Origin of the sequence: Streptomyces sp. NPDC051582, from assembly GCF_040681715.1 — a bacterium.
GTDB lineage: Bacteria > Actinomycetota > Actinomycetes > Streptomycetales > Streptomycetaceae > Streptomyces.
In genome coordinates, this window is sequence record NZ_JBFAZJ010000070.1 from 1 (window position 1) to 12280 (window position 12280).

Below are 12280 nucleotides of genomic sequence, written 5' to 3' on the forward strand. Positions count from 1 at the left end.
TCGTTATCTCTAGTCCTCTACAGATCTCTGGCACATGAGTGCTGAGCTTCGTTTCCCATGCCTCTGAAAGGTATCTACTAGGTGTCTGGAACCTCTGTTACGTCTGATTACATAGCCCCTCCGTACACGGCTGAACGTGCCGTTGACCCCACGACGGACGCGGTCAGGTGGGTGGTGATCTCGGCCGCCTACGAGTTGCACATGGAGGCTTGCGCCTTCCTGGCTTCTCTTCGAAGGGTGGACCGTTCGGTCAACACGGAACGCGTCTATGCGGGCCGGGTCGCGCTGTACTTGTCGTACTGCGCGACGCACGGATTGGACTGGAGGAAGCCGGGGCTGCCCGCGCTGGCTCGGTTTCTGCACTGGCTGGTGGAGGACCCGGCGCCGTCGAAGGGGCGGAAGCCCGGCCTGGAGCCGCGTTTCCGCTCGAGGACGACCGCGAACCAGATCATGACCACCATCTGCGGGTTTCTTCAGTTCTGCGGCCAGCAGGGGTGGGTCGCGTCCGAGACGGTCGGCCAGCTTTCCGAGCAGAAGTACCTGGGCTACCTCCCGCCCGGCTACGACGTGGGCGAGGACGGACAGTTCAGGACGGTCAGGGCCAAGGCGATCAAGTTCTCCGTGGCCGTCGAGGGCTACGAATGGCTGAATGCAGAGCAGTTCGCAGAGCTGGTCGCGTTGACGACTCGGGCCCGCGACCGCTTCCTGGTCGTACTGCTGGGCGGCACCGGTATGCGTATCGGTGAAGCCCTGGGCCTGCGCCGAGAGGACATGCACTTCCTGTCGAACTCCTCGGCCCTGAATTGCCAGGTGGCCGGCCCACACGTGCACGTCCGGCGCCGGAAGAACGTCAACGGCGCCCTGGCCAAGGCCCGCTCTCCCCGGTGGATCCCGGTGACGGCCGAGCTGGTGACGGCCTACTCCGAGTACGTCCATGAGCGTGACGCGGTGGCCGAGGCCGCCGACAGCGACATGGTCTTCGTCAACCTGTTCCGCCAGCCGCTGGGCAAGGCCATGACCTACCACAACGCCAAGGACCTCTTCGACCGCCTGGCGGCTAAGGCCGGTTTCCCGGCCCGGCCGCACATGCTGCGGCACACGGCGGCAACCACCTGGATCCGCTCTGACACGCCGCGGGATGTGGTGCAGAACCTGCTGGGCCACGTCTCACCGTCGTCGATGGAGCCCTACATTCACGCCACCGACACGGACAAACGTGAAGCGGTGGAACGGGTGGCGGCGATCCTCAGGGGCCAGGCATGACCGGGAATCTTGCGGTCGTCCTCCCCATCGGTGAGGACGAGGGAATCGATCTCGGTCCGTGGGCCGAATGGCTTCGCACACAGCTGGTGGAGGACTGGCGGCCGGGCGAGTGGGACAGTGAAAACCTGCTGTTCACAGGGGATTTCGAGAATCCGAGCACAGCTGCCTGGCGATGCCTGACCGAAGCATGCGCCTCGGTGGACAAGGTTCGCCATCGCCGCTGCAAGACCTGTGACAGGGCTTTCCAGGCCAGCGGGATGAGTGCGGACGAATTTCACAAGACGTTCGTGCCGACCGCCAACCGCCGCTTCACCGAGGTTGAGGCGTGTGTGGTGGAGCGGGACGGGAAGCGGTGTGCTCGCGAGCGGGCCACGTGGGGGCTCTGCCGGAGCCACGTGACGCGGTGGATAGCGGCCAGCCGGACGAACAAGAACCTGTTCGCCGGCACGCTCGAAGAGTGGATCCGAGACGTGGCCGAGCCCTTCGCGGGGCGGGCGCGATGCCTGGTCAAGGGCTGCGAACTGGAAGGCTGGCCTGGGCAGGGGCTGTGTCGCATCCACACCCCGAGGTGGAAGACCCACCGGCAGGAGAACGAGACGGCCACCCTCGCTACTTGGGTGGAGCACGAACCGCCCTACCTGGCCACTCACCAGTTCTCGTTGGCGCCGCTGGGGCCGGTCGCCCGGTTGGAAGTGCTCTACATGCTCCAGCAGCGGGAGGCCCGGAACCAGAAGATCGAGCCATCGGCCATCCGCGCGGTGGTCCAGCGGCTCGCGGGGGTCGAGAGCGTCCTGACGGCAGACCGCGAACGCGTCGATGCGACAGGGTGGAAGGCCGCCAACAGCGCGGCTCACCTGCGGGAACTCGTCTGGGCCATCGAGCGGGGGCACGAAAGGTTCCTCGGCATCGAGCCCACGGACAAGCTCGTCTGGGACATGACGGCCGTCGGTCACCAGTCCGCCTACCGGAAGGCCGGGCCGCCCGGCGTCCGGGCGAGCAAGGTCGACTTCTCCACCATCAAACAGGTGTGGCTCCGCGAGGCGGCCATGGAGTGGGCCCGCTCGACCCGGCCGAACAGCAAGCGGTTCCGGCACCACGTGTCTGCTTGCCTGGTCGCGTCCAAAGCCCTGGGAAGGCTGCCGGGCGGCGGCATGGACCCGGCCGCCTTGCGCTTCGGTGACATGACCGCGGTGGTCGAGGACTTCCGGAGGCTCACGGACGACGAGGGTGAACCTCGCAACAACAAGTACCGCCGCGATCTCCTCGCCGGACTGTTCACCGTGCTGGACTTCGGCCGCAGCGCGGGCATCCTTTCGAACCTCTCTGGCAGCTTCGGCCGGCATGCGTCGCACCGGATCGTGGTGGATGAGTCGAACGAGGACGAGATCGGCAAGGCCGTGCCGGAGTCGGTGATCCGCCAGCTCGATGCCCAGCTCGGCCTGTTGGGCCAGGGCTTCTCCTATGGCCCGTGGGCAGCTCCCGAGGACTTGATGACCATGTTCCAGACCGCCTACCAGGTCCTTCGGGACACCGGCCGACGCCCCAGGGAGGTGCTGAGCCTGCGACGGGACTGCCTGGAGTTCACCGGCAAGGACTGCTTGCTGATCTGGAACAACTACAAGGGCAAACGGCTGCGGAGACGTCTGCCGATCACCATGGAGACGGCACGGATCATCCAGGAGTGGGAGAAGCGGCGGGCCGCCCTGAAACTCGCGCCGCCCACAAGCGACGCCTTCCTGTTCCCCGCCATCAGCGAGATCAGCCGCGACCCGCACCTGACCACGGGCAACTTCGCGCGGGCCCTGCGCAAGTGGGTCACCGAGATCCCGGAGATCCACTCGGAGGGCACCGGGCAGGACGGGAACCCGATCCCGTTCGACCGGGAGAAGATCTACGCCTACGCCTTCCGCCACTCCTACGCTCAGCGTCACGCAGACGGCGGAGTGGCCATTGACGTGCTCAAAGAGCTGATGGATCACCGAAGTGCCGAGACCACGGCCCGGTACTACAAGGTGTCTTTGAAGCGGAAGCAGGAGGCCGTGAAGAAGATGCGGCTGCATGTCGTGGACCGGCACGGGAATCCGGCGCCGATGGCCTCGAACCGGGCCTACGAGCTGAGGTCGGTGGCGGTGCCGTTCGGCGGCTGCACGGAGCCGTCCAACGTCAAGGCCGGCGGGCAAGCCTGCCCGATCCGCTTCCAGTGTGCTGGCTGTGGCTTCTACCGTCCCGATCCGTCCTACCTGGCCGCGATCGAGGACCAGATCCGGGACCTGAAGTCGGACAAGGAGACCGCCTTGGCCATGGACGCGGCCGAGTACGTCACACGCAATCTCCAGGACCAGATCGACTCCTTCAAGAAGGTCGCCGCGACCATGCGCGAGCAGATCGAGAAGCTGCCCGCCGACGAACGAGAGGCCCTGATGGAGTCGGTGAAGATCTTGAGGAAGACCCGGGCGGCGGCCGGCCGAGCCATGCTGCCGCTGACGGTGATCAACCGCGAGGAGTCCCCGGCATGACCGCCAAACGACGCCCGAGCGAGGTGCTGGCGGACGCCCGCCGCAAGGACAGCCGCGAGAAGCGGGCCAAGGTGCTGGCCGTGGTGGAGGAGATGGTCGCCCGCGGCGACGCGGTCACCTTCGCCTCCGTCGCCAAGACCGCCGGGGTCTCGAACTGGCTCGTCTATGCCGAAGGAGTGCGCGAGCACATCGAGACCGCCCGCAAGCAACAGGCCGGAAAGGGTCGCCGGGACCGTCAGGAAGGGCTGTCGCCGAGTGCGGCGAGCCTGCGGACGGACCTGGAACTGTCCCGGCAGGAGGTCACCGCCCTGCGGGGCGAGCGGGACCGCCTCAAGGCCGCCTTGCAGCGGCAGCTGGGCCAGCAGCTCGATCAGATCGGCTCCGCCGACCTGATCGCGCGGGTCGAGGAACTGACCCGGCAGAACGAGGAACTGGCCTCGGAAGTGGGGGACCTGCGGCTGGTGAAGTCCGAGCTGGAGGCCAAGGTGGAGGAACTGGAAGACGACCTCGCCGCCGCACGCAGCAGCCTGCGGCGGATGATCCGGGCCGAGAACAGCGGCCCGGCCCTGGCCTGAGCCAGGGGCCACTACCAGTGGTGCACGAGGAAGTCGTACGCCGCTGGGGACGCTCGCCGGTACTTCCCCCCCTCGAGGACGGGGGGAAGTACCGGCGAAACGTGCTCAGGCCGCGATGCCGAGTTCGGTGCGGGTGCGGTGGAGGAAATCGCGGACGGCCGGCTCGCGCCGCCAGGGGGCGAGGGCGGTGTTGAACTCGCGGACGTAGTCCTTTGCCCGGCTCGACTGGACACGGGCGAGGATGTCCACGGACCGGTTGCCCAGGTCCAGGCCGTGGTCGAGGTCGCGGGCCTGGAGGTGGGCGGTCCCCACGATCGCCAGCCGCATCCCGACCGAGCGGGTGAAAACTCCGGACGGCATCGCGGCGGCCCGCTGGTTCCAGGCCAGGGCGGCCTTGGGGTTCTTCAGGTCCCGGAAGACCTCGGCGGCGTCCGCCGACAGCCTCGCGTGGTGATAGAAGTCGATCCAGGCGGGCTCTGAGCCGCTGGCAGCGTCCGCCTGGCCCAGGAGGTCCTCGGAGGCCGCCAAGGCCCGTGAGGCGGCCCTGGCGTCCCTCTCGCGGGCATGGGCACGGGCCTCGATGAGCTTGGTGAATGCCAGGACACGCGGGGCGGCCTGGCCCTTGGCCCGTTCGAAGGCTCCCTGGGCCATATCGACGGCTTCGGAGCCGAAGCCCCGCAGCAGGGACTGCATGGCCATGGTGGTCAGGACATAGCAGCCGAGCTCGACATCTCCGCCCGCACGGGCCAGGCGAAGGGCCTGGATGAAGTGCCGCTGGGCGACATCGTGCTGGCCGACATCAAAGGCCGTCCACCCGGCGAGGCGGGACAGCTCGCTGGTGACGGAGAAGAGATCGCGGCCGACGGCGTCGGTGAAGGAGCCCCGCAGCAGCGGGGCGGCCCGTTCCTGGAGGCAGACGGTGACGGAGTTGGCCTTCCAGTTCCCGCCGCCGTATTTGGAGTCCCAGCGGCGGGCCTCGTCGGCTGCGTCCCGGAGTTCTTCCAGATCGGCCCGGCCGACCTGCTTCTTGCCGCCGGCGACGTCGGCCGCCTCGTCGGCGGGGGTGACCAGCCAGCGGGTCACGGGGGTGCTGAACGCGGAAACGGCAAAGCCGGATCCGGTTAAGAAGTCGCGGCGGTTCACGAAACTCCAGAACGACGTGGCCACTCGGACCGCATCAGCACGGTCCCGCGGGAAATCCAACCCCACATCCGCGTCCGGTGTCTCCGCATCGCCCATACCGATTTCAGACAGAGACACCGGACGGCCGAGCCGTTCGGAGATCGCCTGCGCGAGGAACGTGGGCACCGGCCACTTGGGGATCATGCCCCGCTGGCACCAGTTCGCGATGGAGGTATGCGAGTAGTCCGTCGCCAGCCCGGCCTGCTGGGCGAGCTGGTTGACCCGCAGGGCCAGAGACTTGTGGCTCGCGCCGCTGGTCTCGATGAGCCGGTCCAGGTCCGCGTTCGGCGGACGCTTCCGGCGGCTGGTCGACGCCACCCGAATCCCCTTTTCCACCAGGTCAGCAACGATGTTGCTGACGAGGAAACGCCACGGGGCCGGATGCTCGACAGGGCATTTCCGGTCGGCGCATTCCGGCTGGGCACGGGAAGCCGCACGCGCTTCCCGCGTCTTGAGGCACTGAGGGTATTGCCCTGGGGACCCTGGGTGAACCTGCTTTGCGAGTTGTGAGCCCCCCTGCGAGCCCTGCCAGGCATGAGGGCCCGGCGGGTGTGATGGGGGCACAGGCCGCCGCCGGGACGCCAGGAAGGGGCTCCCGGCGGCGACCGCCGTCAGGCACCACGACTTCACGCTCGGGGGTGAACCAGATGTGCGGAATCGCAGGACTGGCCGGAGGCGATGCTCTCCGGCACGAGAAGACCGTCGCCGCGATGGGCGACTCGCAGCACTACCGCGGCCCGGACGGCACGATGCACGCCGCCGCCCGGGACGGGCGGGCGGTGCTGGCCATGAACACCCTCCTGATCGTCGACCCGCAGGCCATGCCCGGCCCCTACCTGGACCGGGCCACCGGGATCCTGCTGGCCTTCAACGGGGAGATCTACAACTGGCGGAGCCAGGCCGCCGCCTGGGGCATCGAGGTCAGCGAGCGGGAGTCGGACGCTCACTTCCTGCTGCGGGCCTGGGCCAAGATCGGCCCGTCCTGCCTGGACGGACTGGACGGCATGTTCGCGATCTCCGTCTATGACCCGCGGACCGCGAAGCTGTTCCTGGCCCGCGACCGGCTCGGGGAGAAGCCGCTCTACTGGCGCCTGGACGGTGGCCGGCTCGCGTTCGCCTCCGAGGTCACCACCCTGACCGGCTACGGGCCGGCCCCGGTGGTCTTACGGCCCGAGGTCACCGCGATCGAGACCCCCGTCGGGGTGGACACCCCGTTCCAGGGGATCCAGTTGCTGGCCCCGGCCACACTGCTGTCCTTCGACGTCACCACCGGTTCGATCGACCAGATGACCTGGTGGCACCTGGAGGACCGGGCGCCGTTCACCGGCACCTACGACGAGGCCCTGGCCAGGTTCTCCACGATCCTGGCCGAGCAGATCCCGCTGCGGTCCCCGGCCTGCGACTTCGCCCTCCTCCTTTCCGGCGGGCTGGACTCAGCGGTGCTGGCCTACCTGATGCGGCCCCCGGTCTGCGTCACCGTCCGCTACCCGGGCCAGGACCGCCTGGACGAGTCCTCCACGGCCGCGGTGATCGCCCGGGACATTGGGGCCGAGCTGGTGGTGGTCGAGCCCGACCACCGCGACTTCACGCAGGCACTGCCGCACATGATGCGGGCCCTGGACTACCCGATGGGGAACGCGTCCACGTTCTCCGAGCACATGGCCTACCGGAAGATCGCCGACCTCGGCCTGCGGGTCGCGATCGGCGGTCTCGGACCGGACGAGTTCCTGATGGGCTACGTCCGCCAGGCCCTGGTCCTCTTCGGCCCCGACGCCGTCCTGAACTCCGGGCTCGACGCCTACCGGCCGCTGGCCGCCAAGCTCATGCACACCGCCGGCGAACCCCTCGACCCGGCAGAGGCCGTCACCCGGCTCATCCTTCGCGGCCCCGACCCCGACGGCCGCCTCCGGGACCTGGTGGCCGACGCGATGGCCCGCGCGGGCGGGGACCTGGCCCGCGGCCTGACGCTGGCGGACCTGGCGACGGCCTGGAGGCCGCTGGTGATGACCAGCGACAAGCTCGCCTCCGCCTACGCGCTCGAACGCCGGTCCCCCTACCTCGCCCGTGACCTGGTGGAGTTCTCCTACCGCCTGCCGGTCGAGCACAAGATCACCGACCCGGCCCAGGGCAAGCGGATCCTGCGGGACGCGGCCAAGGCACTGGGACTGCCCCGCGAGGTCTGGGCCAGCCGGGACAAGCTCGGCTTCGCCTCCCCGGTCCCGTCATGGCTCAACGACAACCTCGCGGCCTGGGCCGACTCCCAGATCCGCATGGCCCTCACGGACGCCCCGCCGGGATTCCGTCCCCTCCTCGAGGGGGGTTTGACGCCCGGCGGCCGGTTCGACCGCACCCGGATGCAGGCCCTCATGGCAGCCGCCTGGTTTTCGGACCAGACGGTGAGGGCTGCCGCATGATTCCCAACGCCGTTACTACGGTGAGGGGATGCACTCCGAGAACACCGCCATCGAGGAGCCGGCCGCCGCCCGCGGAGCCGTCGCGATCATCACCAACCGCCGCGGCGAACTCCTCCTCCACCTCCGCGACGACCTCCCCCACATCGCCTGGCCCGCCCACTGGAGCCTGCTGGGAGGCGGCTGCGACCCCGGCGAGGCCCCGGCCAACGCGATCGTCCGCGAACTCGACGAAGAAGCCGGACTCACCGCCGACTCGCTGACCGAGCTGTTCGAGATCACCGACCATCGCGGCTCCGGGCAGATCATCACCTTCTTCGCCGCCCGCTGGGACGGCGATGAGACCCGCCTCCCGCTCTCCGAGGGCGTCAAGCTCCAGTTCTTCGCCCCCGAGCACCTGGACATCCTCACGATCCCGCCGTTCATCCGGGACGGGATCCACCGCTATCTGGCCGCCGGGCCCTCCTGACCGCCCCGCCCTTCCGGGCGGGGCAAGGGTGGGGCCGCCAGCGGCGGCCCCACCCGAAGGGATACGCCCGCTCATGAAGATGACCGTCATCGGATGTGGCTACCTCGGCGCCACTCACGCCGCCTGCATGGCCGAGCTCGGCCACGAGGTCCTGGGCATGGACTCCGACATCGACAAGGTCCACACCCTCAACTCCGGCCGGGCCCCGTTCTTCGAACGCGACCTCGACGGCCTCCTCGCCAGGCACACCGCCTCCGGCCGACTGAAGTTCACGGCCTCCTACGGCGAGGCCGCCAACTTCGCCGACCTGCACTTCATCGGGGTGGGCACCCCGCCGCAGGCCGGCAGCGACGCCTACGACCTCACCCACCTGTTCGACGCCGTCCGCCGCCTGGCCCCCGGCCTGACGACCCCGGCCGTCGTCGCGGTGAAGTCCACCGTCCCGGTCGGCACCGCACCCCGCGTCGCCGAGATCCTGCGCGAGTACGCCCCCGCCAAGGACCTCGTCGAGGTCGCCTGGAACCCCGAGTTCCTCCGCGAGTCCTTCGCGGTCGACGACACCCTCCGCCCCGACCGCCTCGTCCTCGGCTTCAACACCACCCACTCCTGGGCCGAGGCCCTGCTGCGGCAGGCGTTCGAGAAGATCATCGAGTCGGGGACGCCGACGATCGTCACGGACTGGGCCACCGCCGAGCTCGCCAAGGGCGCCGCGAACTCCTTCCTCGGCACCAAGATCTCCTTCATCAACGCGATGGCCGAGGTCTGTGAAGCCTCCGGCGCCAACGTCGCTGAGCTCGCCGATATCCTCGGCCACGACCACCGCATCGGCCGCCACGGCATGCGGCCCGGCCTCGGCTTCGGCGGCGGCTGCCTGCCCAAGGACCTCGCCGGGTTCATCGACCGCGCCGACGAGCTCGACGCCGGCCAGGCCGTCGGCATTCTCCGTGAAGCCACCGCCGTCAACGCCCGCCGCCGCCAGCGCGTCATCGACCTCGCCCGCGAAGAACTCGGAGGCGACCTCCGGGGCAAGCGGGTCACCGTCTGGGGCGCCGCCTTCAAGCCCGAGACCGACGACATCCGCGACTCGCCCGCCCTCGCCGTCGCCCAGGCCCTCCACGACCTCGGCGCCGCCGTGACCGTCACCGACCCCAAGGCCCTCGACAACGCCCGCAAGCTCCACCCCGAACTCGACTACGTCGAAGACCCCATGGCCGCCGTCGATGACGCGGACCTGCTGCTGCACCTGACCGAGTGGCACCAGTACTCGACGATCGACCCCAAGCGGCTCGCGACCCGCACCACCAGCCCCAAGGTCATCGACGCCCGCGGCACCCTCAACACCGACCAGTGGCGCGACGCCGGCTGGATCACCCGAGCCCTCGGCCGGTCCTGACACCTGGCGATCCGCCTTCAGCGGGAGGTCGTCGCCCCTGGCGACGGCCTCTTCTGCGTCTGGGCAAGTGCCGCAAGCGAGGAACTGCCCGAACCCAGATATTCGGTGGACACCGTCACTACGGTGGACTCATGACTTGGTCGTTGGGCTACTTGCCTCCCCGCGAGCCGCATCTACTTGACGCACTGTTCCTTTCGGCCGGACGTTCCCTTCACCTCGCCAATGCGTTCGAAGGAAAATGTCGTTGGATGCTCCGATGCATCAACCTGGTCGAAGTCCACCAAAACGCCGACCCGGTCGCCACTTTCGAGGACCTCATCGCTGCACTGCCAGCCGACAAGATGCTCGGACCGGCGCTGCACCAGCTGACCGGCCACATGTCCTGCTCCACCGAGACCATGGACGTGCTGCGGCGAGCGAGGAAGGCTCGGAACTTCATCGCGCACGAAGGCGCCGACGTCGGTGACATCAGCGCCGCCCGGGTGAAGCACCTTCTCGCGCACGCGGGCCGTCTGCGCTCCGCGGTCTCAGACCTGGCAGCCGGGGACAATATCGTCTCGCAGTGGGGATTCCACTTCGAGGAGCCGAAATGGTCCCTCCCGCGAGACCTGATTGATGCCTATCCGGCGATGATCGACGAGTGGGTCTTCGGGCACTTCGGGAACCTCCTCGACGAAGTCCCCAGCCCGGCGCCCACAGAAGCCGCCGGGCAGGCACAACAGCCGTCATAAGCTGGCCTGCTCGGACCTAGGCGTCCTCGTCCAGTTCACTGCCAGGCGGAAGCTGGGACTGCTGGCCAGCAACCTCAATGAGCCGGTATCGGCGCTGGCTGCGCTTTCCTGCGGCCGAGCGCAGAACGAAGCTCTCTAGCGCCACTTCGACCTGCTCATCGAGGTGATCCTTCACCACGCTGACAAGCGACTCATCCACGAAGCCGTGAATCTCGGCCCCTGCCGGGGTCTCGAAATAGAAGATCTGCCTCCGGGTCCGCAGGCCGTCGAGGCGCCCTTGCATCCGGATGATCTCCCGCTCTTCACGGATGATGTTGAGCCGGTCGCGCAGCGATTCCGCCTGCACGGCCGACAGGGAAGACACGATGCGCTCACCCGTCCCGCGCTGCACAGCCAGGTTGATGTCGAGGCGAGGGTTCGGCAGTTTGAAGATCAAGTCAGCCACTGCCCGGCGCACCACTGGTGAGGCGCTGAACAACGAGTCCATCGACTCTTCGTCTTCAGGACCTTCCGGCAGCGCCCGAACCAGCTCTACTGCGCCGATCTCAGCCCAGGAAACACCGCCTGGGGGAAGTTCTCCGCGCTCTTCCTCCACCACTGAAGCATGCGGTTGCAGATCGACAATGATCGAGCCGGCAGCAGAAGCCGCTACGTCGAGTCGAGCGAGCTCAAAGTCCGACGGCAGCAGCTTGACGACGTCCGCAAGACGGGCGCGACGGGCCTTCGCAAGACGGGCAACGGCCTTCTGCACACGCTGCAAGAAGTCGCCCACCTCGTTGGCTGCGATCAGCCCCCCGTTGGCCGGATCGGCGAGCCGGAAGTTGAGACCAGGGCCAGCAGCACTCTCCCGCAGTCCCAGACCGCTGAACTTCATAGCCGAAGCTTGGAGGCCAGATCGGGCGAGACGAGACAGTGGATCGCCGCCTTCGGTCGTCTGAAGGGCGCGCACGTACTTGTCGCGAAGCTCGTTACTCACCAGCTCACCTCCAGATATCCCTTCACGGCTCCAGGGATCAGCTCTCCATCAGGCCCTTTGACCTTGGACCAGGTCGCATCCCAATACTCCTCCTGCTCGGGGATGCCAGCGACCACGGGGAAGCTGTCGATCAGACCTCCCATAGGTTGCACTCGGTTAGCCCACACCTGGGGCTGCCCGGCCTGCACCCCTTGAAGGGTAAATAGCGGGATGAGCCGCTCATGATCCTTATCGGTCAACGGCAGCGTTGAGTCGATGAGGACGGCGAGGTCCAGGTCTTCTGGCGGAGCTGCCTTATGGGAGCAAAACCCACCATCCACCCAAAAGGTTCCTCGTTCAAGGACGTCGCTGATCATGTCGGCATACAACTCGAAGGCTCGGAAGATGCGCCTCCGGTGATCTGCATGAGGGGCTTGCTCGACAAAGATCTCGCGGATCTCGGCCATCGACGCAGCGTGACGACCGGGCGGGAGCAGGCCACTCTCGGTGAGCGCAGGAATCACGGTCCCCCCTCACGCCGGTGCAACCCGGCCCGTCCCGGAGCTCAGGCCGCTCACCCTAGCCGCCACTCGACTCCGCAGAAATAGGAACGCGTGTCTCGGGAGGCCGACGGCATGCGACGCGTTGTCTCAGGTCGCCGATCAGGCCCGCCGGAGCCCTGCCCGTCGCCGTCGGGAGCATGTCGTCGTTGAGCCACGTCCCTCACGTGCCTCATCGAGCCTTACGAGTCTGAGCTGCTGAAACACTTGACAACCCTAGATAAC

10 protein-coding genes are annotated in these 12280 nt (G+C 68.0%); 7 read left to right on the top strand and 3 right to left on the bottom strand.

Annotated elements, in window-relative coordinates:
* Nucleotides 1-174: 174 nt before the first annotated feature.
* The 3 genes from AB0M92_RS38610 (at nucleotide 175) to AB0M92_RS38620 (ending at nucleotide 4354) form a co-directional block, all read left to right on the top strand.
* Nucleotides 175-1263: a tyrosine-type recombinase/integrase gene (locus tag AB0M92_RS38610; RefSeq protein WP_366107072.1), complete on the top strand. Its 1089-nt coding sequence runs from the start codon at nucleotides 175-177 to the stop codon at nucleotides 1261-1263.
* A gap of 86 nt (nucleotides 1264-1349) precedes the next feature.
* On the top strand, nucleotides 1350-3779 hold the full coding sequence (locus AB0M92_RS38615) for a site-specific integrase (RefSeq protein WP_366107073.1): 2430 nt from the start codon (nucleotides 1350-1352) through the stop codon (nucleotides 3777-3779).
* Entirely contained in the window at nucleotides 3776-4354 is a 579-nt protein-coding gene (locus tag AB0M92_RS38620) for a DUF6262 family protein (protein WP_366107074.1), read from the top strand. The genes AB0M92_RS38615 and AB0M92_RS38620 overlap by 4 nt, the downstream gene beginning before the upstream one ends.
* A 105-nt stretch (nucleotides 4355-4459) precedes the next feature.
* Here the strand turns inward: AB0M92_RS38620 and AB0M92_RS38625 are convergent, their stop codons facing one another.
* Complete coding sequence (locus AB0M92_RS38625) at nucleotides 4460-5854, bottom strand: sporulation protein (protein WP_366107076.1); 1395 nt, start codon at nucleotides 5852-5854, stop codon at nucleotides 4460-4462.
* A gap of 329 nt (nucleotides 5855-6183) precedes the next feature.
* Here AB0M92_RS38625 and AB0M92_RS38630 point away from each other — a divergent pair, with 329 nt between their 5' ends.
* From AB0M92_RS38630 to AB0M92_RS38645, 4 genes are all read left to right on the top strand, one after another.
* On the top strand, nucleotides 6184-7950 hold the full coding sequence (locus tag AB0M92_RS38630; RefSeq protein ID WP_366107077.1) for an asparagine synthetase B: 1767 nt from the start codon (nucleotides 6184-6186) through the stop codon (nucleotides 7948-7950).
* A gap of 28 nt (nucleotides 7951-7978) precedes the next feature.
* Complete coding sequence (locus tag AB0M92_RS38635; protein WP_366107078.1) at nucleotides 7979-8416, top strand: NUDIX domain-containing protein; 438 nt, start codon at nucleotides 7979-7981, stop codon at nucleotides 8414-8416.
* Nucleotides 8417-8489: 73 nt separating this feature from the next.
* Nucleotides 8490-9809: a UDP-glucose/GDP-mannose dehydrogenase family protein gene (locus AB0M92_RS38640; RefSeq protein WP_366107079.1), complete on the top strand. Its 1320-nt coding sequence runs from the start codon at nucleotides 8490-8492 to the stop codon at nucleotides 9807-9809.
* Between the two features lie 131 nt (nucleotides 9810-9940).
* Nucleotides 9941-10540, top strand: coding sequence for a hypothetical protein (locus AB0M92_RS38645; protein WP_366107080.1), 600 nt, complete (start codon nucleotides 9941-9943; stop codon nucleotides 10538-10540).
* Nucleotides 10541-10556: 16 nt separating this feature from the next.
* On the opposite strand, the gene AB0M92_RS38650 is transcribed toward AB0M92_RS38645, so the two are convergent.
* Nucleotides 10557-11516, bottom strand: a complete 960-nt coding sequence (locus AB0M92_RS38650; protein WP_366107081.1) for a hypothetical protein — start codon at nucleotides 11514-11516, stop codon at nucleotides 10557-10559.
* Nucleotides 11513-11962, bottom strand: a complete 450-nt coding sequence (locus AB0M92_RS38655; protein ID WP_366107082.1) for a hypothetical protein — start codon at nucleotides 11960-11962, stop codon at nucleotides 11513-11515. The genes AB0M92_RS38650 and AB0M92_RS38655 overlap by 4 nt, the downstream gene beginning before the upstream one ends.
* Nucleotides 11963-12280: the final 318 nt, after the last annotated feature.